Source organism: Flavobacterium sp. GL_143 (genome assembly GCF_057834355.1).
Window position 1 is genome coordinate 4,256,984 of the sequence record NZ_CM174401.1, and the last position, 24,865, is coordinate 4,281,848.

Annotated in this window: 23 protein-coding genes; 12 read left to right on the forward strand and 11 right to left on the reverse strand. The window is 32.3% G+C overall.

From position 1 onward, the window contains the following. Positions 1–227: 227 nt before the first annotated feature. The 4 genes from AC3IPI_RS17990 to AC3IPI_RS18005 all read left to right on the forward strand — a co-directional run bounded on the left by AC3IPI_RS17990 (position 228) and on the right by AC3IPI_RS18005 (position 5,839). On the forward strand, positions 228–722 hold the full coding sequence (locus AC3IPI_RS17990; protein WP_489154660.1) for a hypothetical protein: 495 nt from the start codon (positions 228–230) through the stop codon (positions 720–722). Positions 723–818: 96 nt separating this feature from the next. Continuing rightward, positions 819–2,000 (forward strand): MFS transporter, encoded by a 1,182-nt coding sequence (locus AC3IPI_RS17995; RefSeq protein ID WP_489154662.1) that lies wholly within the window; start codon positions 819–821, stop codon positions 1,998–2,000. A gap of 432 nt (positions 2,001–2,432) precedes the next feature. After that, positions 2,433–3,707 carry a histidine-type phosphatase gene (locus tag AC3IPI_RS18000; RefSeq protein ID WP_489154665.1) on the forward strand — a complete coding sequence of 425 codons (1,275 nt, stop codon included), beginning with the start codon at positions 2,433–2,435 and terminating at the stop codon, positions 3,705–3,707. Between the two features lie 389 nt (positions 3,708–4,096). Continuing rightward, the gene (locus tag AC3IPI_RS18005; protein ID WP_489154667.1) at positions 4,097–5,839 is read left to right on the forward strand and encodes a DUF885 domain-containing protein; all 1,743 of its coding nucleotides are present in this window, start codon (positions 4,097–4,099) and stop codon (positions 5,837–5,839) included. 233 nt (positions 5,840–6,072) lie between these two features. On the opposite strand, the gene AC3IPI_RS18010 is transcribed toward AC3IPI_RS18005, so the two are convergent. After that, positions 6,073–6,474, reverse strand: coding sequence for a glyoxalase (locus tag AC3IPI_RS18010; RefSeq protein ID WP_086895124.1), 402 nt, complete (start codon positions 6,472–6,474; stop codon positions 6,073–6,075). Between the two features lie 70 nt (positions 6,475–6,544). On the opposite strand from AC3IPI_RS18010, the gene AC3IPI_RS18015 reads away from it, so the two are divergent. Continuing rightward, the gene (locus tag AC3IPI_RS18015; RefSeq protein WP_039117357.1) at positions 6,545–6,928 is read left to right on the forward strand and encodes an acyl-CoA thioesterase; all 384 of its coding nucleotides are present in this window, start codon (positions 6,545–6,547) and stop codon (positions 6,926–6,928) included. Positions 6,929–7,048: 120 nt separating this feature from the next. Here the strand turns inward: AC3IPI_RS18015 and AC3IPI_RS18020 are convergent, their stop codons facing one another. Beyond that, positions 7,049–8,305, reverse strand: coding sequence for a mechanosensitive ion channel family protein (locus AC3IPI_RS18020; protein WP_489154670.1), 1,257 nt, complete (start codon positions 8,303–8,305; stop codon positions 7,049–7,051). Further along, positions 8,298–8,582 (reverse strand): DUF3817 domain-containing protein, encoded by a 285-nt coding sequence (locus AC3IPI_RS18025; protein ID WP_039112045.1) that lies wholly within the window; start codon positions 8,580–8,582, stop codon positions 8,298–8,300. The genes AC3IPI_RS18020 and AC3IPI_RS18025 overlap by 8 nt, the downstream gene beginning before the upstream one ends. 104 nt (positions 8,583–8,686) lie before the next feature. On the opposite strand from AC3IPI_RS18025, the gene AC3IPI_RS18030 reads away from it, so the two are divergent. The 4 genes from AC3IPI_RS18030 (at position 8,687) to AC3IPI_RS18045 (ending at position 14,038) form a co-directional block, all read left to right on the forward strand. Beyond that, a complete protein-coding gene (locus tag AC3IPI_RS18030; protein ID WP_489154672.1) occupies positions 8,687–9,220 on the forward strand; it encodes a DUF6155 family protein in 534 nt (177 codons plus the stop codon). A 108-nt stretch (positions 9,221–9,328) separates the two neighbouring features. Continuing rightward, entirely contained in the window at positions 9,329–10,867 is a 1,539-nt protein-coding gene (locus AC3IPI_RS18035; protein WP_039112043.1) for a DEAD/DEAH box helicase, read from the forward strand. 482 nt (positions 10,868–11,349) lie between these two features. After that, positions 11,350–12,684: a DEAD/DEAH box helicase gene (locus AC3IPI_RS18040; protein ID WP_409416638.1), complete on the forward strand. Its 1,335-nt coding sequence runs from the start codon at positions 11,350–11,352 to the stop codon at positions 12,682–12,684. 88 nt (positions 12,685–12,772) lie between these two features. Then, a complete protein-coding gene (locus AC3IPI_RS18045) occupies positions 12,773–14,038 on the forward strand; it encodes an NAD(P)/FAD-dependent oxidoreductase (RefSeq protein WP_489154675.1) in 1,266 nt (421 codons plus the stop codon). A 343-nt stretch (positions 14,039–14,381) separates the two neighbouring features. Here AC3IPI_RS18045 and AC3IPI_RS18050 read toward each other — a convergent pair whose 3' ends face one another. After that, positions 14,382–15,611, reverse strand: coding sequence for a multidrug effflux MFS transporter (locus tag AC3IPI_RS18050; RefSeq protein ID WP_489154677.1), 1,230 nt, complete (start codon positions 15,609–15,611; stop codon positions 14,382–14,384). 150 nt (positions 15,612–15,761) lie between these two features. Between AC3IPI_RS18050 and AC3IPI_RS18055 the strand changes: the two genes are divergently transcribed. The 3 genes from AC3IPI_RS18055 to AC3IPI_RS18065 all read left to right on the forward strand — a co-directional run bounded on the left by AC3IPI_RS18055 (position 15,762) and on the right by AC3IPI_RS18065 (position 18,981). Continuing rightward, positions 15,762–16,175, forward strand: coding sequence for a hypothetical protein (locus AC3IPI_RS18055; protein WP_039112039.1), 414 nt, complete (start codon positions 15,762–15,764; stop codon positions 16,173–16,175). A gap of 291 nt (positions 16,176–16,466) precedes the next feature. After that, complete coding sequence (locus AC3IPI_RS18060) at positions 16,467–18,383, forward strand: DUF294 nucleotidyltransferase-like domain-containing protein (RefSeq protein WP_039112038.1); 1,917 nt, start codon at positions 16,467–16,469, stop codon at positions 18,381–18,383. Between the two features lies 1 nt (position 18,384). Continuing rightward, positions 18,385–18,981: a 3'-5' exonuclease gene (locus AC3IPI_RS18065; RefSeq protein ID WP_039112037.1), complete on the forward strand. Its 597-nt coding sequence runs from the start codon at positions 18,385–18,387 to the stop codon at positions 18,979–18,981. A gap of 180 nt (positions 18,982–19,161) precedes the next feature. On the opposite strand, the gene AC3IPI_RS18070 is transcribed toward AC3IPI_RS18065, so the two are convergent. The 7 genes from AC3IPI_RS18070 to AC3IPI_RS18100 form a co-directional block, all read right to left on the reverse strand. After that, positions 19,162–19,650 carry a 4'-phosphopantetheinyl transferase family protein gene (locus tag AC3IPI_RS18070; protein WP_489154680.1) on the reverse strand — a complete coding sequence of 163 codons (489 nt, stop codon included), beginning with the start codon at positions 19,648–19,650 and terminating at the stop codon, positions 19,162–19,164. After that, the gene (locus AC3IPI_RS18075; protein WP_039119151.1) at positions 19,647–19,901 is read right to left on the reverse strand and encodes an acyl carrier protein; all 255 of its coding nucleotides are present in this window, start codon (positions 19,899–19,901) and stop codon (positions 19,647–19,649) included. The genes AC3IPI_RS18070 and AC3IPI_RS18075 overlap by 4 nt, the downstream gene beginning before the upstream one ends. A gap of 31 nt (positions 19,902–19,932) precedes the next feature. After that, a complete protein-coding gene (locus AC3IPI_RS18080; RefSeq protein WP_489154683.1) occupies positions 19,933–21,201 on the reverse strand; it encodes a beta-ketoacyl-[acyl-carrier-protein] synthase family protein in 1,269 nt (422 codons plus the stop codon). 226 nt (positions 21,202–21,427) lie between these two features. Further along, positions 21,428–21,856, reverse strand: a complete 429-nt coding sequence (locus AC3IPI_RS18085; RefSeq protein ID WP_489154685.1) for a 3-hydroxyacyl-ACP dehydratase FabZ family protein — start codon at positions 21,854–21,856, stop codon at positions 21,428–21,430. A 12-nt stretch (positions 21,857–21,868) separates the two neighbouring features. Then, the gene (locus AC3IPI_RS18090; RefSeq protein ID WP_489154687.1) at positions 21,869–22,921 is read right to left on the reverse strand and encodes a type III polyketide synthase; all 1,053 of its coding nucleotides are present in this window, start codon (positions 22,919–22,921) and stop codon (positions 21,869–21,871) included. Continuing rightward, positions 22,918–23,631 carry a methyltransferase domain-containing protein gene (locus AC3IPI_RS18095; RefSeq protein WP_086895133.1) on the reverse strand — a complete coding sequence of 238 codons (714 nt, stop codon included), beginning with the start codon at positions 23,629–23,631 and terminating at the stop codon, positions 22,918–22,920. The genes AC3IPI_RS18090 and AC3IPI_RS18095 overlap by 4 nt, the downstream gene beginning before the upstream one ends. After that, positions 23,631–24,764, reverse strand: coding sequence for an NAD(P)/FAD-dependent oxidoreductase (locus AC3IPI_RS18100; protein WP_489154689.1), 1,134 nt, complete (start codon positions 24,762–24,764; stop codon positions 23,631–23,633). Before AC3IPI_RS18100 ends, AC3IPI_RS18095 begins: the two co-directional genes overlap by 1 nt. Between the last annotated feature and the right edge of the window lie 101 nt (positions 24,765–24,865).

Genomic DNA, 24,865 nt, shown 5'->3' on the forward strand with positions numbered 1-24,865 from the left:
TTATGAAAACATTAGGATTAATTTGGTTAGCATGATTACATATAATGCTTTAAATATAGTAATTATGTCTGGGCAACTTTAATTCTTTTCTTATCAATGATAATGAATGTTTTATTATTAATTTTATATACAGCTATTAATTAATTTTAGCACTCCGAGTGAAGGAACAAACGCAGTAATTGTAAATCAAGTTATTTCACATTGATAACCTATAAATCAATTTAGTCATGCATTTAAAAGGAAAAGAAAAACACTTCTGGAGAAGCAACTTTGATATTGGAAATCTTGCTGCTATACCATCAGAAATAGATGGTTATAAGGCTATTGATACCGAACTCGATGATGACTTTTTGTTTACAATGATATCTAGAATTCCATCTATTCATCGGCTTTATTTTAAATTTAATCTCATAACCGATGAAGGAGTAAGGCATATTAGTAACATTAAAAACTTACGGGAACTTACTTTAAGAGAGCATGAAAAGATCACAAACAAATCTATACCATATCTTAATAAATTAGTCGATTTAGAATACTTAGATATCTTAAAAACAGAAATTCATTTAGAAGATTTACCAGGATTATTTAACCTTCAAAAATTAAAAGAATTGTACGTTTCTTCCGAAAACATTGATAGAGAATACCTTCTGGAATACGTTATTACAATGAAAGAAATACTGCCTAATTGTGTTTTGTATATCAATTATGAGACTTATGAATAGCTTATAATTTAAACTCTTTTTACATAACAACTTCTTCAATTATCCGTTAGTTTGAGGTTAGAGTTTTGCCTATCTTTGCATTTCTAAAAATACCTCATGAATTCCCCTGTAAAAGCCGTTCATCCAATCTATAATCTTCAGTTTGGATTAGTATGTTTAAGTTCCTTGCTCTTTTCTGCTAGTTTTAATATGCTAATTCCTGAACTTCCAGAATATTTAAGTAATATGGGTGGAGCAGAATATAAAGGATTAATTGTTGCGCTTTTTACATTAACAGCCGGAATTTCAAGACCATTCAGTGGTCGGTTAACCGATACTTTAGGAAGAGTTCCTGTCATGGCGGTCGGATCTATTGTATGCTTTGTTTGTGGTATACTTTATCCAATTTTAGGAACAGTTTCAGGATTTTTATTCTTGCGACTAATTCACGGATTTTCTACCGGATTTAAACCTACAGCAACAGCAGCTTATGTTGCCGATATTGTGCCGAGAGAACGTTGGGGCGAAGCGTTGGGTTTACATGGTCTTTGTTTTTCTATCGGAATGGCATTAGGGCCAGCCATTGGGAGTACAATTAAAATATATTCATCTATGAACATGCTTTTTTATGCATCTTCCATTTTTGCTCTTTTGTCCATCGCCATTTTAATGAATATGAAAGAAACGTTGAAATATAAACAGCGTTTTAGCTTGCATATCCTAAAGATTTCCAGAAAAGATATTATTGCTGTCGAAGTTTTACCTGCAGCCATAGTAACATTCCTTTCTTATATGGCATATGGAGTCATACTTACATTAATTCCCGATTGGAGTCAGCATTTAGGAATAACCAACAAAGGCTTATTCTTTATGGTTTTTACAATTACTTCAGTAATGATTCGTTTTGGAGCAGGAAAAGCATCCGATAAATATGGGCGTTTACATTTAATAGGAATCGGACTTTTCTTTTTAATAATATCACTAATCATTGTTGGATTTTCAACCTCAATTAGCGGACTTCTAGTTGGAGCAGCAATTTACGGAATCGCTACAGGAATTGTTTCGCCAGCACTAAATGCCTGGACAGTCGATATGAGTTTTGCAGATCATAGAGGTAAAGCCATGGCAACTATGTACATTGCCCTTGAAGCAGGAATTGGTCTTGGCGCACTTATCGCCGGATGGATGTATCAGGATGTAATTGCAAACATTCCGATGCTTATGTATGCCAGTGCAACAATGGTTTTCCTTGCACTTGGATATGTTTGGATGCGATTGCGAAAAGCTGAAAAAGCCTAACTTTTTTCATAACACCAAATAGTTTCCGAATTCGTTTTTATTTTATTGATTTTGATTACTTCTATTTTATAGAGAAGTCTTTTTATACGCTTCAATTTTATTAAACCACTAATTTCTATTCTCGACAAAGATTGTCTATAAGGGAACGCGGATGACACTGATTCGCTAAAGTGAAAATACAGATAAACGCAGATTTTCTCTCATCCCGCAATGTCGTTAAGTTAATAGATTTTATATTTTACGCAGTTTCACAAATCTAAAATCAATCCCGACGCTTCGGGACGTTAGTCAAAAATCTTAAATCTTTTTATCATTTTCCCTTAACTTAGTGACATTTCCCAACGGGTTGTTAATGATAATTTAATGAGCTAAATAACCGCAATTATTTTCTAGTATTTACAATATATTTACTTTGCAAAAAACTAAACCAAAATGAAAAAAATCCGTTTATCATTATTATTTACGCTAGCTAATTTGTCTGTTATTTTAGCCCAAACTACCCAACAAGAATTATTTGATACTCCCGAAAAAACTGCAGGCGTACACTATGCCTATCCAGATAAGGATATTGTAGCTTATACACCCGTACCAAAAGGATATGAGGCATTTTATATCAGTCATTTTGGGCGACATGGTTCCCGTTATTTAATAAGTGATAATGATTATAAAGATGTAATTAACCTATTTGAAGATGCAAATAAAAATGGAGCATTATCAGATTTAGGTAAAGACGCTTTAAAACGATTGCAAGAACTTTGGACTGAAGTAGAATTTAGAGGGGGCGATCTTACGCCATTAGGACAAAGGGAGCAAAGAGGAATCGCTGAACGTATGTATGCGCATTATCCAAAAGTTTTTGCAAAAGATGCTCAAGTCGAAGCCAGCGCTACAACAGTTGTGCGTGTTGTTCTAAGTATGGATGCTTTTAGCGAACGTATTAAAGAACTTAATCCAAGCCTGCAAATTTCTCGAAATGCGGGTATAAAATGGCAACAGTATTTAAACTATCATACAAAAGAAGCAATTGCTTTTAGATCTGCTAAAGACACATGGAAAGAAGAATTCCTAAAATTTGAAGCTAAACATACAAACCCAGATCGTTTAGTAAATTCTCTATTTTCCGATAGTGATTATATCGTTAAAAAAGTAAATCCTGATGATCTCATGAAAAAGTTATTTGCCATAGCAGGAGGGATGCAAAATACCGAAACAAAACTATCATTTTATGATTTATTCGAAAAACAGGAATTGTTTGACCTATGGCAAACTGGCAACTATCGCTTGTATGTAAACGATGCAAACTCAGCCCTTAATAACGGAATCATGTTTGAAAACCAAAAGCCTACTTTAAAGAATATTCTGGAAAGTGCCAATAAAATAATTGCTTCTAAAGGAAAAGGAGCAACTCTACGTTTTGCTCATGATGGTAATATAATTCCGTTGGCGATGTTACTTCATTTAGACGGAAGTTATAATAGTATCTCAGATCCTGCTAAATTTTATGAAGCTTGGAGCAACTTTAAAGTAGCACCTATGGCTGGTAACATACAAATTGTATTTTTCAGAAAATCAAAATCTGATGATATTCTTGTGAAATTCCTTCTGCACGAAAAAGAAATACTTGTTCCAACTATACAAACAGATAAAGCACCATATTATCATTGGAAAGATGTAGAAGCTTATTACAAGAGTTTGCTTGCTAGTTAAAACAATACATCAATTAGTTAAGATGAACTTCTTGATTTAATAGCTTATTAATTTATTCAAAGATTCTGAGGCAAAAAAAAACCACAAACTTGTCACCCTGACGCAGGAAGGGTCTCCGTAAGTAGCTCCGTAATCTGATAAAAGTTCTGAGACACAAAGTCGTTAAGAATCAAAGAATAAACGTAGCAATATTCACGTAAACCTTTACGCTCTTTGCGGTTAATTTTTTTGCCACAGATTAAACGGATTTTCTATCTATGATATTTAAAAAATCCGTATCATCCGCGTTCCTTTCGCAAAGAATTTAACATTGCGGTTAATTAAAAAAGATCGCAAAATTGCCCAGCATAAAGATCATTTTTTATCTTTAGCGGTTTAATACATTATATATGAAAAAACTTTTTATTCCTATTGTTATTGTAGCTCTACTAGTTTCCTGTAATAAAAATTCTAAAACAGGTGACGATAAAGCTTCAAACGAAAAATTTGAGAAATATAAGGATGGTTTTATTACCGACTTATGGAAACTGAATCCTGATTGGGCTGCAAGCCAAGGATATCATAAATTAGATAGCGTTTTGGTTATACCAAATGCCGAAAATCAAAAGAAACAATTGGATTTTGCTAATTCTCAATTAGATTCATTAAAACAATATTCTTTAGAAAGCCTTTCTGATAATAATAAAACTGATTTCTATATGATTAAAAATCAGCTAGAAGGAACACTTTTTAGCATAAATGAGCTTAAATCTGGACAATGGGATCCATCTGAGTATAATGTTTGTGGTGCTTTCGCAGAAATATTAAACGGAAAATATGATTCATTAGATGTAAGATTGCATAATTTTAATTTAAAGATGAATGCAATTCCTGCTTATTATGAAGCAGCAAAATTGAATATTAAAAACCCAACTCAAGAACATACATCACTTGCAATAGATCAAAACCTAGGAGGAACTTCGGTATTTAAAGAAGATTTAGTTGCCGCTTTAAGCAAAAGTAAATTATCTCCTGAAGAGAAAAAAGTTATTATTAATAAAGCAGATGCATCAGTAAAAGCAATTACAGCTTATGCTGATTGGTTGAAAAAATTAGATAATAAAACCCCTCGTTCGTTTAGATTAGGATCTGAGTTATATGCTAAGAAATTTAATTTTGATATTGAGTCAGGATATACTGCCGATGAAATTTTTAAAATTGCAGTAAACCATAAAAATGATCTACATGATAAAATGTTTGTTCTAGCTAATAAACTGTGGTCAAAATATAACGGAACAGCAGTAAAACCAACAGATAAACTGGAATTAATTAAGCAAGTAATCGATAAGATTTCATTACAGCATACAACTCCAGAGAAATTTCAATCAGAAATAGAAAAGCAAATCCCTGAACTTGTTGCTTACGTTAAGGCAAAAGATTTACTTTATATAGATCCATCAAAACCGCTTGTAGTAAGAAAAGAACCTGCTTATATGGCTGGAGTTGCAGGAGCTTCGATATCTGCGCCTGGTCCTTACGATAAAAATGCAAATACGTATTATAATGTTGGTAGCATGGTAGGTTGGACAGCCGAAAATGCCGAAAGTTATTTAAGAGAATACAATGATTATATATTGCAGATTCTTAACATTCACGAAGCAATTCCGGGACACTACACACAATTAGTTTACAGCAATCAATCGCCAAGTATCATAAAATCTATTTTAGGAAATGGAGCAATGGTTGAAGGTTGGGCGGTTTATACTGAAAGAATGATGCTTGAAAGCGGCTACAAAAACTCAGATGAAATGTGGTTGATGTATTACAAATGGAATCTAAGAACAACTTGTAATACAATATTAGATTATAGTGTACATACTAAAGATATGAGTAAAGAAGCTGCAATAGCTTTACTTACTAAAGAAGCTTTCCAACAACAAGCAGAAGCCGATGGAAAATGGAAGCGTGTAACATTATCTCAAGTTCAGCTTTGTTCTTATTTTACAGGATATACAGAGATTTATGATTTTAGAGAAGCATTAAAGAAAGAACAAGGAACGAAGTTTAACTTAAAAGAGTTTCATGAAAAATTCCTAAGCTATGGTAGTGCTCCAGTAAAATACATAAAAGAGCTAATGACTAGTAAAAAGTAAAAAACAAAAAGCCTTTAGATGATTCTAAAGGCTTTTTTTGTATTAATTACTCAAATGATATTTTTCCTTTAGTATGTGTGAAAAAGAAGTACGCAGATAAAACGGATTTACAAAAGTAAAAACGCTGATAAAACAGATTATTTAAAGCATTAAAAGAAAATCCGTTTTATCCGTGTTTTCACCTTAGCGAATCTGTCCCGACGCTTCGGGATTGCGTTCCATTATAGATATTTCTAATTCGATTCCAACTCAAACAACTGAACTTGGTTTTTAAGTCTTTCAATTACCAGATTCATCATTCTTTTGTTCAGGCTAGATGAGTTTAGAATATAAGTTTGATATTCATCTAATGTAAAAAGAGCGATGACCATTCCTTTTAAAGAATTTCGAAACTTAATGTCTTTCTGAATGGAGTTTTCGATTACCGATAGTTTCTTTTCTACGGTATAAGAATAAAAATCAGTTTTGTTTTTATTCACATAATTTATAAAAACATCCACCAATAAATCATTTTGAAGTTGTAAAATTGGCCGAAGTACTTCGTTTTGAAATAATTCATCTGCAGAAGATTGAGCATTTACAGTGCCTAAAGTTGGTCCTCGGAATTCTTGTAAAAAAGTATCTCGCTGGCTCATGTTTTTCTTTTAAAATTAAAAAAAATAATGATACTAAAATGTTATTTTTGTTACTAATAAATTAACAATTATGAGATTTCATACTCGAAAATGGGTTAAACCCGAAGACCTAAATCCAAACGGAACTTTATTTGGAGGACAATTACTAGCATGGATAGACGAAGAGTTGGCTTTATATACAATTATTCAGTTAGAAAACTACAGAGTAGTGACCAAACACATGTCCGAGATTAATTTTAAAAGCTCAGCCAGACAAGGAGATATTGTCGAAATTGGGATTGATGTAGTTAAATTCGGAAACACTTCGCTAGTATTAAGATGTATTGTGCGAAACATGATGACCAGAGAAACGATTATTACAATCGATAATATTACAATGGTAAACCTTGGAGAAGATGGCAAACCAAAAGCACACGGAAAAACGAAGATAGAATACGTAAAAGACCGTTTATAGAGTATTACAAAGTAAGTTATATAAAAAAATAACCACATAAGTTATATAAGTTCATTTAAGCAAAGCCTATATTTTCTTATATAACTTATATGGTTTAATATAACCTTATAGGTTTAAAATCTATTCTAAATGTCCTATCTGTGATGGTAATTCGAATATCTCAAGATCAAAATATACTATCGAAGCCATAACGTGATCAAAGATATCGGCCATAATATATTCATAATTTGCCCAACGTTTGTCACTCGAAAAAGTATAGATTTCCAGAGGTACACCATGCGCAGTCGATTGTAACTGACGACACATCATATGCATCTCTTTATTTAATCCAGGATGATTCACCATATACTGGATGATATATTTTCTGAACAAACCAAGATTAGTCATATTGCGACCGTTTAAAGCCAACGACTTATCTATGCCATGCATCGTGTTAAACTTTTCTATTTCAGCCTGTCGAGATTCAATATAAGGAGTAATCAGTTGGATTTTCTTCATCAAAGCCAAATCTTCATCATTTAAAAAACGAATTGTACTGGTTTTAATCAAAATATGTCTTTTGATACGACGTCCATTCGATTTTTGCATTCCGCGCCAGTTCTGGAATGAATCCGAACTTAAAGCATAAGTAGGAATGGTAGTGATAGTATTGTCAAAATTTCGAACCTTTACCGTAGTAAGATTAATCTCGATAACATCACCATCGGCACCAAATTTCTCCATCGTAATCCAGTCACCAATACGTACCATGTCGTTTATCGCAACCTGTACGCTAGAAACAAACCCCAGAATAGTGTCTCTAAAAATTAAGATAATAATTGCCGAAAGCGTTCCTAAAATAGTTAGCAATTCGCCTTGCTTGATTCCAAATAATTTAGAAATAATAATTGCTACCCCAAAAATCCAGAGCACCATCATGACAACCTGAATAAAACTATCAATAGGTTTGTCGCTGTATTCTGGTTTTTGTTTTAAATAATCTTTAAGCGAATTAAATACAGTACGGATAATCCACAACAATAATAATACAATATAAACACCTACTATTTTTCCGAAAATCAATTCCCAATATTCATATTTATCCAAGATTATCGGAACAGCTTTATAAATAAAGAAAAACGGAATTAAGTAAGCCGTATATTTAGTTGTTTTATTATTGATTAAAAAATCATCAAATTTAGTTTTTGTCTTTTGAGCAAAAATTGCAGTTAGCGTAACCAAAACAAATTTTGCTACATAATACACGGCATAAGCCATGATTATTAATAAAGCAATATTAATAGTAAGGCTGAGATAAGACGCAATATTGCGGCTCATACCCCAGTCTCTAAAAAGAGGGTATAAGAAGTTAAATATTTTCTCCAAAAAATTAGGCATTTTTTAAGTATTTATACTCAACATAAAAAGTTCCAAACGGTATTACAGAAGCAACCAAAATCAACATAAATGTTTTAAAATCCCATTTTTGAGCACTTTTTAATAAAATTGCCAATAAAATATAAGCAACAAATAACAAACCATGACTCATTCCGATAGGGAACAATAATGTTTTATATAATGGGAAATTTGTAGGCTTAATAAAAAGCATGTTAGAGAATAAAACCAAATATGAAATTCCTTCTAAAATCGCTGTAATCTTAAAAATCTTGAGCATTTAATTATTTTTTTAAATTATTATCGGTAAAATTAATGATTCTGCTTGATTTTTAGGGTATCGAAAGCTAAAGTAATTTACTTTTACAATCTTAAACAGTGATAATGAGTAAACGCGATTTAAAAAAATATTTAAACGATCTTACCAAAGAACAACTCGAAGAGCAAATAATCGAATTATACGAGAAATTTAGCCCAGTAAAAGTGTATTACAATTTTGTTTTTAATCCTAAAGAAGAAACCCTTTTACAGGAATGTAAATTAAAAATTTCGCACGAATATTTTCCCGTAAAAGCAAAAGCAACACGCCGTCGGGTAAAACCAAAAATGCGTCGGTCAGTAGCTCAAAAATACATCAAACACTTTATACTTTTAGGAGTAGACCCCTTTGTAATCGCCGATGTTATGCTTTATAATATCGAAATTGCCCAAACATACTCTTCAGAAAACATAATAAAGCAAGAACTTTTTTACAAAAGTATGTTTAATTCATTCGAACAAGCCGTAAATTTTATAATTTCAAACGGAATTTTAGCCGAATTTAAATCCAGAATCAATCAAATTCATCAGGAAACTATTACCCAAAAATGGAAAAACGAGCCTGATTTTGAAGTAATTTTGGATAAAATGTTCTTTTAGAACCAAATTCATAATTAAATAATAGCGAAACTTTTCCTTTTATTTTAAGATAAAAAAGACAGAATAACTGTTTTTTAGGTGTATTTTTGCAAAAACCAATAAAATACAATGTCTCAAAACACTTTAGAAATAGAAAGAGAAGAAAAAAAAGAACTATATGCATACCAAAAAGGCGATATCGACGCCATTTTTGATCGTCTAGACAACGGTTCAGCGCAACATCATTTGTTGTATCAATTGCCTACAGGTGGAGGAAAAACAGTAGTTTTTTCCGAAATCGTACGCCGTTATTTGTCACAACACGATAAAAAAGTAGTAGTTTTAACACACAGAATTGAACTTTGCAAGCAAACTTCAAAAATGTTGAAAGGTTTTGGTGTTAAAAATAAGATAATCAATAGTAAAGTAAAAGAACTATTAGATCAAAACGAATATTCTTGTTTTGTGGCGATGGTCGAAACATTAAAAAACCGTATTAATGACGAAAAACTACATTTAGATAATATTGGTTTAGTAATTATCGATGAGGCGCATTACAACTCATTCCGTAAACTATTAAGCTCGTTTAAAAATGCATTTATATTAGGAGTAACAGCAACGCCGTTAAGTTCGAATATTAAATTGCCAATGCACGAAAGTTACGATGAACTAATTGTAGGAGACACAATAGGTTCATTAATCGAGAAAGGCTTTTTGGCAAAAGCAACCACTTATAGTTATGATGTAGGTTTAACATCATTAAAAGTAGGTATCAATGGAGATTACACCGTAAAATCCTCAGATGATTTATATACAAATACAATCATGCAAGAAAAATTATTGCATGCATATACAGAAAGATCACTTGGTAAGAAAACCCTAATTTTCAACAATGGTATTCATACATCATTATATGTGTATGAAACATTTAGAGAAGCAGGATACGATATTCGTCATCTGGATAATACAAGTAGTAACGAAGAGCGAAAAGACATTTTGCAATGGTTTAAGAAAACTCCAGATGCTATTTTAACATCAGTAGGAATCTTAACTACAGGTTTTGATGAGCCTACAGTAGAAACTATTATATTAAACAGAGCTACAAAATCATTGACATTATATTACCAAATGATTGGTCGTGGTTCAAGAAAATTACCTAATAAAGACGAATTTACAGTAATTGATTTAGGAAACAATGCAGCACGTTTTGGTTTATGGAGCGAACCAGTAAACTGGCAACATATCTTTAAATCACCAGAATTCTATTTAGAGAATTTACGTGACGATACCGAAATCGAATTGTACTTTAAATATAGCATGCCACCAGAATTGCGTGCAAAATTCAGCAAAACTGCCGATGTAACTTTTGATGTCGATGAAGAACACAAAATCGCCATAGCACAAAATTTACGTTCAAAAGTAGTTTTGGATAAATCATTAGAGCAACACGCAGCAATGTGTGTAGATAATACCGAAACATTACAAGAAGCAAAAGCATTAGGAAAAGAATTAGAAGACGATATCGATTGCCGAATCAAACGCTATTCAAAATGTTTAAGTCAGTGTAGTAAGAATTACCGCGAATGGCTTATAGACGATTATAAATTAAGATTAGTATTATTAACCGGTAAAAAATACCGCGAAAAAATAATGAACGAACCAGATTGATTTTTTAAGTCCTAAAGTTTGTCACTCTGAGCGTACCGAAACTTCGAGAGAAGAGTAAGGAGCTATTTCCTGCTGTACACTATATCTTTTATTTTTATAAAGAAAAAAAATAAAAGGATACCGTTGCCATCAGGGCTAGGAGTTTCGTATTTATAAAAAAAATTGAACCATTAAGAGATTAAGAAAAGTCAAGTCTAAATAAAACTTAATCTCTTAATGGTAAAATAAAATTAAGAAAATTTAAGCCTTTTTAAAAGTTGCATAATTCTATGCAAAACTGATTAAGCGAGTGGAGATTCTTACTTTGTCAAGATGACAAGATTGAAAAAAATCATTTTCATCTTTTTAATCTGTGGCAAGAAAACAAAAAAATAAACTATATCAGAGATTAAACTTAATTTTCCTTAATCTCTTAATGGTAAAAAACACAATCAGAAATCTTTAAATCTTTAAATTTTTCAATTTTTAAATAAATTAAAACAATGTCAAAACAATTTTCAGATTTAGGAATTTCAGCACCGATATTAAAAGCGTTAACCGAATTAAACATAGTTACACCAACTGAAATACAGCAGAAAACAATTCCGCTTATTTTAGCAAATAACAGTGATGTAGTAGGTTTAGCTAAAACAGGAACAGGAAAAACTGCTGCTTTTGGATTACCATTATTGCAGTTAATCAATCCTGAACTTCCTACGGTTCAAGCTGTAATTTTAGTTCCAACAAGAGAATTAGGACATCAGATATTTAAAAATTTAGAAGATTTTTCAAAACACCTGCCACAAGTTTCTATTGCAGCAACTTGCGGAGGAATCCCAATAAAACCACAAATAGAGCGTCTTACACAACCTACACACATTGTAGTTGCAACACCAGGACGTTTAATCGATTTAATTCAGCGTAAAGCGGTTAACTTAAAAGAGACACAATACCTTATTTTAGACGAAGCCGACGAAATGGTTTCTATCCTAAAAGAAAGTCTTGACGAAATCGTAGCCGAATTACCAAAAAAACATACAACGTTATTATTCTCGGCAACATTACCAGGAACAATTAAGCAATTAATCCAGAATTACTTATCTAAAAATGTAGTTCAGGTAAGTGCAGATATGGAAACGGTAGGAAACCAAGGAATTGACCACGAATATATTGTAGTAGATCCGATAGAGAAACTAGAAGTTTTAATGCATTTCTTAAACTCCAGAGATGGAGAACGCGGAATCATCTTTTGTAAAACAAAAGCAGCCGTAAATAAATTGGCCAAAAACTTAGCCATTAACCGTTTTTCTTCAGGAGCTTTACACGGAAGTTTATCGCAAGGAATCCGTGATAGAATCATGGAGCAATTCCGCGAAGGACACATCAATATATTAGTAGCTACAGATTTGGCAGCTAGAGGAATAGATGTTAAAGAAATTTCATATGTTGTAAATTATCATTTGCCAGATGCTTACGAAGCTTATGTACACCGTAGCGGTAGAACTGCTAGGGCAGGGGCAAAGGGACTTTCGCTTACAGTTTTACAACCAGAAGAAGTAAAAGAAATAGCAGATTTTGAAAAAGAACTAGGAATTAAATTTACCGAGTTCAAGAAACCATCTGTAGCAAGTTTGGAAGAAAACAATACCTTATTGTGGGCAAAACAAATCTTTAAAACAAAGCCAAATCACGACGTTTCTACAGATTTAAAAACCAAAGTAAAAACAGTTTTTCATCATTTAACCAAAGACGAATTGATAGAAAAGTTACTTGCCAATTATTTGTTGCAAAACAAAACTGAGATAGTCGAAAAACCTGTTAAAAAATTCAAAAAGTAATAAAACTGACAATTGTCATTGCACATTAATGTTGTACTTTTATAAGGTAATTTTTTTAAAAACAATCTTACTTATAAAATAACAATATATGAAAATAGTTATTATAGGTGGCGGTTTTGCAGGAATCAATCTTGCAAAAGAGCTAATCAATCACAATCAAATCCAAGTCACACTTGTAGACAAAAACAATTATAATTTTTTTCCGCCGCTTATTTATCAGGTAGCTACAGCTTTTTTAGAACCATCAAGTATTAGCTACCCATTTAGAAAATTTTTTGCAGGCAAAAAGAACCTTAACTTTAGATTAGGAGAATTACAAGAAGTAGTTCCTGCTGAAAATAAAGTAATTCTTAATAACGGAGAATTAGCATACGATTATTTAGTATTTGCAACTGGTGCCGAAACCAGTTATTTTGGATTGGAAAACGTAATGAAAAACGCCATTCCGATGAAAACCCTAAATGACGCCATCGTAATGCGTAATACATTGCTTAAAAACCTAGAGAAAGCAGCTATTACCAAGGATATTCGTAAACGCCGTAAATTATTAACCATTGTTGTAGCCGGAGGCGGACCAACAGGAGTAGAAGTTTCGGGAATGTTTGCCGAAATGCGTAAAAACATCTTATTAAAAGAATATCCAGAGCTAGATACCACAGCAAGTAATGTTTACTTAGTCGATGGAGGAGATGCACTGTTGGCGCCAATGAGCAAAGCATCGCAACAAGACACTCTTAAAGCACTTACAGAGTTGGGCGTTGTGGTAAAACTAAATAATCGAGTTACCGATTATGTAGATGATATTGTATATTTTTCTAACGGAGAAACCATTCATACCAAAAACCTAATTTGGGCAGCCGGAGTTTCAGCCAAAGCTTTCGATGGTATTCCTGTGGAAAGTTACGGACGCGGTAAACGTATGGCAACCGATGCGTATAATAAAGTAAAGGGAGTTGAGAATATTTATGCTATCGGTGACACATCAATCATGGATACTGATCCTGCATTTCCAAACGGACATCCGCAAGTAGCACAAGTGGCGATTCAGCAAGGAATAAACTTAGCCAAAAATTTCAAAGCAATTGCTCAGAACAAACCATTAAAACCATTTATATATGTAGATAAAGGTTCGATGGCAATTATAGGTAAAAATAAAGCGGTTGTAGATTTACCAAAACCAAAATGGCATTTTAATGGATTCTTAGCTTGGGCAATTTGGTTATTTATACACTTAGTTTCACTTATAACATATCGTAATCGTCTTAGTACATTCTATAACTGGATGATTGCTTATTTTGCAAAAGATCAATCATTGCGTATGATTATCAGACCAGACAAGAAAGCAATAAACTAGAAGGTATTTTTCGGGCACAGATCTACTTGATCTAGAGGAACGCTGATTAAACGAAAACACGGATTAAACAGATTTTTTATCTTTTAATCCGTGTTTTTATTTTCGTAAATCCGTATTTCGCGTTCCTTTAACAAAGAGTTTAGACTGAGTAAATAATCTAAATTTTAATTTTTCATTAAAAGCTCCAGCGGAGCGTAATATTTATAGTCAATTTGCACGTCTTTCTAGTTAAAGATCCAGCCGGGAGACATCTTAATGTTTTTAAAAATCCGTTTTTGATCTGCATTTTCGCCTTTGCGAATCCGCTTCATCTGCGTTCCTTTCGCAAACTATATTTATTTCATTAATGAATCATTGCTGTTTCTTCATCATTAGAAGCAGCTATTTTTTCTTTTATAAAACGTTTCCCAATATTTAAAATTATAAATGCGGTAATTGTAGTTGTAGTCATAATCGCAACCATCGGAATAATAGAGTTTACAACAAATATACCAACTGCAAATGATGCAATTGCACCCAAACCAAGCTGAATTGCACCCATTAATGCCGATGCACTTCCTGCATTTCTCGCAAAAGGAGCCATTGTAAGACCAGCCGTATTAGGATTAGAAATTCCTAGACAAGCCAGATAAATAAACAACATACCAATTGTTTCGTACAAACCAAGAAGATTGTTCATTGCCAAAATCAAGAATACGATACTTATCACAGATTGCGTAATTAATGCACCAAATATCATTTGTTCGCTAGAAAACTTTCTTAACAACAAAGAATTAAGTTGGCTGGCACCAATGAAGCTCAACGACATAAAGGCAAAAATCCAACCATACATTTTAGCGTCAACCTTAAAAATATCCATAAAAACGATAGGAGAGGACGCTACATAAGTAAATAATCCAGAAAAAGATACTGCGCCAGTAAAAGCATAAGTAAAGAACTGAGGCTCTTTTACAACCTTAAGGAAGTTTGCAATAATTGGTTTCGGTTTTAATGAAATAGATGTATCTGGTTTATGAGTATTTGGTAAACCAATTTGTGAAGCCAATAAAATAACAATTCCCATACACATTAATATAAAGAATACTGTATGCCAACCAGAATACGATGTTACGTAACCACCAATAGTTGGCGCAAGCATTGGAGAAAGTCCCACAACAAGCATTAACATAGAAAATACTTTAGGAATATCTTTTACAGGGAAAAGATCTCGAACCATTGCTACAGAAGCAACAGTTGCAGCACAACTACCAACGGCTTGTAAAAAACGTAAACCAATAAAAGTATCAATATCTGTAACGAAAATACATCCCAATGAAGCCAAAATATAAACCAACAATCCGATAAATAAAGGCTTTTTTCTTCCAAATCTATCCAATAAAGGCCCATAAAGTAATTGTCCAGCCGAAATTCCTATAAAATAACTAGATAAACTCATAGAAACTTTTGCAACTGTGGTGTTTAAGTCTTTTGCAATATCAGAGAAACCAGGTAAATACATATCAATAGAAAATGGTCCCAGAGCAGTTAATGAACCTAAAATAAGTATAAGTTGAATGTATTTTTTTGTAGTCATTGTATTTTAAAAATATATTTTTTATTTGACTGCAAAGATAAATATTTCGTACCTTGTTAATTCATTAAAGAAATTTTTAGTGAAAAAACTATTTTTTTAACATAGTTAGCTTTGTAAAGGGCTATAATTATTAATTTAAAATTATCAATTATGAAAAGATGTGCCTTATTATTACTATTAGTTACTACAGTTTCTTTTTCTCAAAAAGTGGTTTCCAAAATTGAGCCTGTAAGCGTTGAACAGTATGAATTTCTTCAAAAAGTCAACAAATTTTATCCGGATATTCCGCTTACAAAACAAATTACAAATTTTTACTCAGATGATAAAATTATAGATTCTAAGCAAGAATTTGATTTAAAAGGAACGCCATTTACAGATTATAGCTTAGGCATAGGTCCTTACAATAAAAAAATTATATTTGATTACACTACAAAAGCTGACGGAAGAGTTCATGGTGACATTTCGATATTTAAAGGAGACGTTTATAAAACAGCTTATTATGATGATAACGGTCGATTTGAAGTTTTCTTAAACGGGAAATCTGTTTACTCAAAGAAATATTAAATTCATTTGTATTAAGCATAAGCAAACCATCTTAGCAATAAGATGGTTTTTTATTTGCGCCTATTCTACTAGTACATAAATGAACTATAATTTATATTATGTAAAATAGAATGTTTTTAAACCCGAAAACGATCATATCAATCCCTATGTTTGGTATTGAATACTTTTATTGCTTATTTTAGCTAATCAATATACAGCAAAATAAATAGATTCAAAATTATTTATGCTTTCATTGTAAGGGTTTATTTTATTATTTTTACAAACGATACTTTCTAAAAATTTATCAATCTTATGAATACAATTGCTGAGCATATTGCAGATTTCTTGAAAGAATATCCGCCATTCGATAATTTAACTTTTCAAGAATTATCTGAGATTGCAACTAATATTCGTGTTATTAATTTAGAAAAACACGCAGTATTATTTCAAGTTAACGATGCCTTACACGATAGTTTTTATGTAGTTGCTTCTGGCGTTATTAATTTATCGGTAATTGCAGATGCCGAAGAAACTTTACTAAATAAATGCCATGATGGTGATATATTTGGGCTACGTCCATTTTTTGCCAAGAATAACTATATGATGACTGCAAAAGCCAGAGAAGAAAGTATTGTGTATGCAATACCAATTGCTGTCTTTAGGCCATTTGTTGCAAACAATCCAGATGTTTTAAATTTCTTGCTGGAGAGTTTTGCGACAAACACACGTCACACAAAAGACAATTCTGACGCTAAAGGAAATCATATTTCTGATAATATATTCTATTCAGATCAACAATCTGAAATACAATACATTCAGTCATTAACATATAACAATTCGCCATTAACAGCTGTTGCAAGCGATATTGTAAAAGATGCTGCTTTGCGTATGACAGATGCTATGGTAGATAATATTGTTGTTTGTGAGAATCATAAGCCAATTGGGATTGTAACCGATGCCGATTTATCTTCTAAAATTGCTACAGGTAGATTCTCAATAGAAGAAACTGTAGATAAAATCATGTCCTCGCCTGTTGTAACTGTAATAGAAAATGTTTCATTAGCAGAAGCTCAATTATTGATGCTAAAACATAATGTAAGCCATTTGTGTGTTACAAAAGACGGAACAAGTAAATCTGCTGTAAAAGGAGTTATCTCCGAGCATGATTTAATTGTTGCTCAAGCGAGTAATCCTGGTGTATTGATAAAAGAAATCAAACGTTCGCAATTACCAAAGGATTTAAAACAAATCAGAGATCGTTTGTCTGATTTAATTCAGAATTACATACAAAAGAATATTCCGCTTTCACATATAAGTAATATTGCAAACGAAATCAATCTAGCATTGATTAAACGCTCAGTTGAGCTTTCTATTTTAGAAATGGGCTCACCTCCTGCTCGATTTGCGTGGTTAAGTATTGGAAGTCAAGGAAGAAAAGAACAGCTTTTGTTAACTGATCAGGATAGCATCCTAATCTTTGAAGATGTAACTGCAGATAAGTATCGTGATGTAAAAGATTACTTTTTACGTCTGGCTAAAAGAACTACAGGAACGTTAGAAAAAATCGGATACGACTATTGCCCAAACGGACACATGGCAAGTAATATGCTTTGGTGTAAGTCATTGACAGACTGGACAAAACAATACAACAGTTGGATGAATACTCCAGGTGAAAATAGTAACGATTTAAGTAGTATTTTCTTTGATTATGAGATTGTTTTTGGGGAACCAAAAATTGAAGAAGCAATAGAAAATGTGATATTCAAGAACGCAATTAATAATACATTATTCTTTGATTTCTTAGGAAATGATGCTTTGAGAAAAAACTCTCCTTTAAGTTTCTTTAAGAAATTTATAGTTGAAGAAGATGGACCGCATAAATTTATGTTTGATATTAAAACTCGTGCATTAATGCCATTAATTGATGGAGCACGTTTATTGATATTAAGTTCGAATATAAAAGGAATCAAAAATACTTATTTAAGATTTAAGCAATTAGCAATTACAGATTCTAAGAATGCAGATATTTATCTTAGCTGTGCTGAAGCTTTTTTAACGTTATCAAAGTTTAGAACAATCGAAGGTTTTAAAAATGATGACTCTGGTCAATATATAAATCTAAGAGAATTATCTAAAAGCGATAAAGAAAAATTAAAAAATGCATTAGCTCCAATGAAAGAACTTGAAGAGCTTATTAAGAGTAAATTTCAACTGACCCAATTTTCATAATATGTTAGACTGGCTGAAAAATATCAACAAAGAATATCCTGATTTCTGGAAAGAATACCTTGCTAAATTTGAAACTAAATCAGAGCGTTTTGTTGTTTTATCTACCGAAACATCTGGCTTAAATCCATCAAAAGATGTAATCTTATCTATTGGTTCATTTGCAGTAGTAAATAATAGCATTGTTATTCAGGATAGCTTTGAAGCCGTTTTATTGCAGTATAAATTCTTTCATGATAACGGACTCACAAATGAGTTTATTATAGAAAGTAAAATGGAAAAATTAGCTGAACCTGATGCGCTTAGAGGATTAATCGAATATATTGGGAACGGTATTTTAGTTGGACATCATATTAATTTTGATGTCGAAATGATTAATGCTGCCTTAGAAAAATTAGATTGCGGAAGACTTAAAAATGAAGCTTTAGATGTTGATGTGATGTATCGCAAACTACACGATATCAACGACAGACAGTTTTCTCTGGATGAATTATGTGAAATTTATAAAATTCCAAAAAGCGAAAGAAATTCATCTTCTGAAGATGCTTACAAAATTGCTTTATTATTCTTAAAGCTTAAATCAAGATTAGGGATAAAATAATATTTATAAAGTTTTAAAACTAACACGAATTCCACAAATTTTCACGAAACCCATTAGTGTGAATTTGTGGAATTTTTTGTTTTTTTTTTCCATTAAGAGATTAAACTTCACTTAGATTTGACTTAATTTTTCTTAACCTCTTAATGGTTCAAAACTTTATTTTATAATGTATTTAATTTTTTACTTAATCCTCACAAACTTAATAAAACGTCCGTGATGACTTACCGAAACAGGTATTCTAGATTTTGTTGCAGCATCAATTATGTACGGAATCCCAACATCTTTGAATATTTTAGTTTCAGTATCTAAAACAGAGATTCTTTTTAAATGATTCTTTCTAGAAACTGCTATAGTATCAATACAATCTTCTGTAATTGTTGTTTTTGTATAATACAATGTGCTATTTATAGTTACGGTACCAGAATTAGCACTTTCGTAAAAGCAAACTAGTTTGGTTGGAAAATAGCCACTTATTTTCGTTTCGCGATTGTATAATTTATAAGCAGCTTCTTTTCGGCTCCATAAATTCCAAACCATAATTTCGGGTTTTTCGGAATTCAGAATAAGAAATTGCTCTTCTGGAGTGAAGATTTTATCCAAAAATCCTTTTCGTTTCCAATTACTTTCTTGCCGAGCAGTTTCTAAATCAACAATATCATTGCCAATCATTTTTCATCGAGTTTGGATTGAATAATACTTAAAGCAGCTTTAGCATTAACCATTTTCTCCATCGATTCATTATCGATTATAATATCAAACGCTTCTTCGACATCTAATACAATATCGACTAAATTGGCAGAGTTAATATTTAAATCGGTTATGAAATTTGTTTCTTCAGTAAAGTTTTCAAAAGCTTCATCATTTTTAGTATAAGGCTTTACAATCTTCTTTAATTCGGTAAGTAATTGGTCGTTGTTCATATTTGATTATTAGTTTTAAATTGAAAGTTGGTTATATTTTTTTCAAAATCACGCAACCATTAACATCTCCAAAACCAAAACTTGCCTTAGCAATAATATTTAGATCTGAGTTAATTAATTGAGTTGGGATTCTTGACTTATCGATAATAGATGTAATTTCAGAATTTAGATCCTCACAATTGGTATTTGGAGAAATAAAACCTTGATGTAGTTGCAAAACCGCTGCTACAAGTTCGATACTTCCTGCCGCTGACAAACAATGTCCGATAATTGATTTTAATGCATTTACATACGGAAAATCTTTTCCTTTTCGGTTTAATGCAATACTCCAGTTCTCAATTTCTAAAGCATCTTTAGAAGTTGCCGTTAAATGTCCGTTGATTAAATCAATTTCCGAAGCCGAAATTTTAGCGTTTTCTAATGCGCTACTAATGCATTTTTGTACAGCAACTGAGTTTGGCGCAGTCATACTCCCGCTACCACGTTGTCCGCCAGAATTTACATTTCCGCCTAGAACTTCTGCATAAATTCGGGCTCCCCTACTTAAAGCAGTTTCCAGATCTTCTAGTACCAAAGCTCCTGCACCACTTCCGGGAACAAAACCCGAAGCACTTGCACTCATTGGTCTTGAACCATTTTCGGGAGAATCATTGTGTTTGAATGTGCACACCTTCATTGCATCAAACCCGCCCCAAATATATGGCCCAGAATCGCTAGTGCTTCCGGCCAGAATACGTTTTGCCTGACCTAGCTTTATACGCTCATACGCCATTAAAACACTTTCTGTACCAGTTGTACATGCCGATGAGTTGGTTGTTACTTGATTACCAAGTCCAAGTTTCCCTCCTAAATAAGCACTTACACCACTATTCATTGTTTGCGCTACAACAGTGCTTCCTAATCTTCTGGTTTGGAAATCATCAATTTTATAAATGCTTTCTCTAAATTTTTCTATTCCTGATGTTCCCGAACCAAATATTGTTCCGCTATCCCAATCGGGTTCTTCATTTTCTTCAATTGATAATCCTGCATCTTTCCAAGCGTCTAATCCAGCAATTACGCCATATAAAATCCCTGAGGCATTAAAATTTCGTAATTCGAGCTCGGTAAAATACTCCGCAATTAATTCAGGAGATAATTCTGGTTTTCCTGAAATCTGACAAGAAAATTGTAATCGTTCTAATTCTGAATCATGTTTAATTCCTGATAAACCTTTTTTTAATGCATTTGTAAAGGCATCAAGTCCTACCCCATTTGGGGCAACAACTCCAAGACCTGTAATGACAACTCTATTTTGCATTTTACTTACTTTTAAGTTTATAATCTAATTGTTAGTAACACCGATGCCTGTAAAGGAACGCGGATGATACAGATTTGCAAAAAGTAAGACGCGGATTAAAACGCATTTTTTTTAATAATAACGATCCCGACATTTCGGGACGAAAGGAAATGCGTTTTAATCTGTGTTTTCGCTATAGCGAATCCGTATCATCAGCGTTCCATTTTGAGACAAAGCTTTCTTCAGGCTAAACAATCATTCCTGCAATCGTCCCGGAACAAACTTCTGTTCCTTGTTCATTTTTCATGCTTACTTTGCATTTTAATTTTCCAAATCTGAAATACATTTTTTCTGAAATAACAGTAACTTTTTCTTTTGGATAAACAGGTTTTAAAAAATCAATTTCAACTGATGTTAAAGCAATTGAGGTAGTTTCTATAAACTCTTTGTTTAATAAAAATATTCCTAAACACACAAGCCCAATTTGTGCCATAACTTCCGTTAAGATTACACCTGGCGTAACTGGATTTGAGATAAAATGTCCTTTATAAAAATCTAAATTTTCATCAAAATAATAATTCCCCTCTACTCCATTTTCGGATATAGAAATAAGTTCATCTACAAACAAAAAGGGTTTCGTATAAGGCAACTTAGCTATTATATCCTTATTCGTCATTTCTGCTTTAATTTAAAATTGTAATAAAACGCGTTGCGCTGAGAACCCAGGACCAAAGCTTAACATTAAACCTTTAGTTCCTTTTTTAGGTTGATTATCTATAACTAGTTCTAAAACATACAAAACGGTTGCACTAGACATATTTCCGTACAATCGCAACACTTCTTTTGTATCGTCAATGTTTTTACCTAGATCCGAGAATAATTCCTCCACGGTTTGTATGATTTTTTTCCCTCCCGGATGAAATATCAAATGGTCGATATTTTCTATTTTTAAATTGTTCTTGGCTAAAAAGGGATGAATAATATCTGGAAAATGGGAAGCTATAGTTTCTGGAACTTCAATATCTAGCACCATTTGCAATCCTGTATTTACAAGTTTAAAACCCATCATGTGTATGTTATCATAAAAATGATACATTTCTTCATCCAGAATCTCTGGCCCGTTATCGTCTTTATGGGATGATAACAATGTACAAGCTGCTCCGTCTCCAAAAATTGCAGCTGAGACAATATTTGCCATCGAAAAATCATCTAACTGAAATGTTGCCGTAGGACTTTCTACCGCAATGACTGCAGCTCGTTTTCCAGGGTTAGCTTTTAAAAAGTTCTTAGCGTAAATAATTCCTGAAATTCCTGCCGCACAGCCCATTTCGGTAACTGGAAGACGCACGATATCTTGGCGTAGTTTGAGCTTGTTTATTAGATAGGCATCTAAGGACGGAATCATTATTCCGGTGCAACTTACAGTAATGATATAATCAAGACTTTCTGGTTTCCAATTTGCTTTATGCAGTGCTTTGCTTAATACTTTCTCACCTAAATCAATAACTTCACGAACATAGATATCGTTTCGGTCTTCAAAGGAAGTATTGGTAAAAACTTCGATTGGATCCATAATAGAATAACGTTTATCTACTGCTGCTCCTTCAAAAATTTTCTTGACTTTTCGAATAAACCGATCATCCTGACCAATAAGCCATGAATCTAAAAAAGGAATAATTTCTTCTGTTGTCCTGGAATATTTTGGTAATTGCTTAACAACTGTGGTTATTTTTACGCTCATATTTTTGAAATTATCCATTGGTATCGGAAAGCCCATTTCCACTGAATGGTATATTTTTTTAAGTTTAATTGTTTTGAAAAATCAACCAATTCACTTTTTTTAAATCCTCTTAAAATAGATGTTAATCCATCTTTCTTAGGCATTCCGTTTAATCGGGTAATAAAGCATAATGCTTGAAATAAACGATATGAAATTATACTTCTTTGCAAATCATTAATAACAACGCCATACTTTGCATTAACATTAAAAATAGCTGCCAAATTAATAATTTCATCCGTTTTAAAATGATGTAAGGTTAATGTACATAAGGCAATATCATATTTTAATTGATTAAAAGCTTCACTAAACACATCTTCACAACGGTAGCTGATATTGGGGTAATGTTTGGATAATTTTCGAGCATAGCTTATTGTAAATGCATTAGCATCAATACCTCTTAGCTGAAAATCCCAATCGTGTTTTAATGCATAATCTGCTAATTTTCTTAACATATCACCATTTCCACATCCTATATCTATAATTGTTATAGTTTGGTTTTTATCAATACCTTTTAATAATTTTTCTACTCCTTGTAAAGTTAATTGGTTCCCTCCTAGCAGTTGGTTTATTCTGGCGATTTTATCCAAAGCATTTTGCAAAATTTCACCTTCTAAATTGAAATCATCCATAATTTCAGGATCATCAGTTCTGTATTTGGTTTTTATTGCCATTAATAATTTAGAGTTATAGGTTTGCCATGTGTTCTTTTTATGATTTGAGGCAACAAAAAAGGAAATTGAATTAATAACCACATAACAAATGTAGATTTGGTTTTATTTTGCAAAAGAGAAGCTAGAAAGCGTCCAGTTCTTAATCTCTTTTTGAAATTGTAATTCCATGATTTGGTATATTTTTCTTCAAGTTCTTTTCTTGACTTAATTGTATTAGTAAAAAAATCTGTAATTAATTCAGATGCAATTTTGGCGCTATGAATTGCCATTGCCATCCCGTTTCCGCATAATGGCTGAATCAGTCCTGCGCTATCACCAACCATCAGTATGTGATTTTCTATTGCTGTTTTCTCTTCAAATGAAATCTGACTTATCGTTAATGGTTTTTCAAACAATGGGGTGCTATTTGTGAAAATCTGCTTTAAATGTGCGTTTTTATAGATAATATTAGTTTGGAAGTCATCGATATTTTTGAATTTTTTAAAAGTTTCAAAATTCACTAAATAACACATGTTTATGATGTCATTTTCAACTTTTGAAACACCACAATAACCTCCTTCAAAATTGTACAAACCTACAAGATCATTAGGAAAATCTCCTTTATAATGCCCTTTTACAGCGAGCCAAGGTGCTTTTTTCAGAATAAAATTGCGTTGTAGTTTTTGATCAAAATTAGAACGTTTGCCAAAAGCGCCTATTGCAATTTTAGCAATAAACATTTTAGCATCTGAAGTTGAAACTGTGAATACATCATTTTCAAAATCAATATCTTCGACAGTATCATGAATTATTTCGCATCCATTTTCGATTGCTTTTTGGTATAAATGATAATCTAATGTGTACCGACTAATCCCGAATCCTCCTAATGGTAAGGTACAATGAATTAATTTGCCGTTGGGTGCAGAGAATTCTAGCTCTGTAATTGTTGTAGGGTTTAAATCTTGAATTTTCAAATCAAGCCAATCCAGATAGGGCTTGATTTCATTAGAAACGTATTCGCCACAAACTTTATGTTTTGGGAATTCATTTTTTTCAATTAAAATCACTTGTAGTTTCATTTTAGATAAATGAATCCCACAAGTAAGTCCTGCTAGTCCGCCACCAATAATCACTACATCAGCATTTTTTTTCATATGTAGATACTATTCGTTTTTAACAGTTATGAGTTCGTTAATCTATTTTTTATAAGGTGTTTTAGATTTTAACGAATTAATGCTATTGCTAATTTAACTAA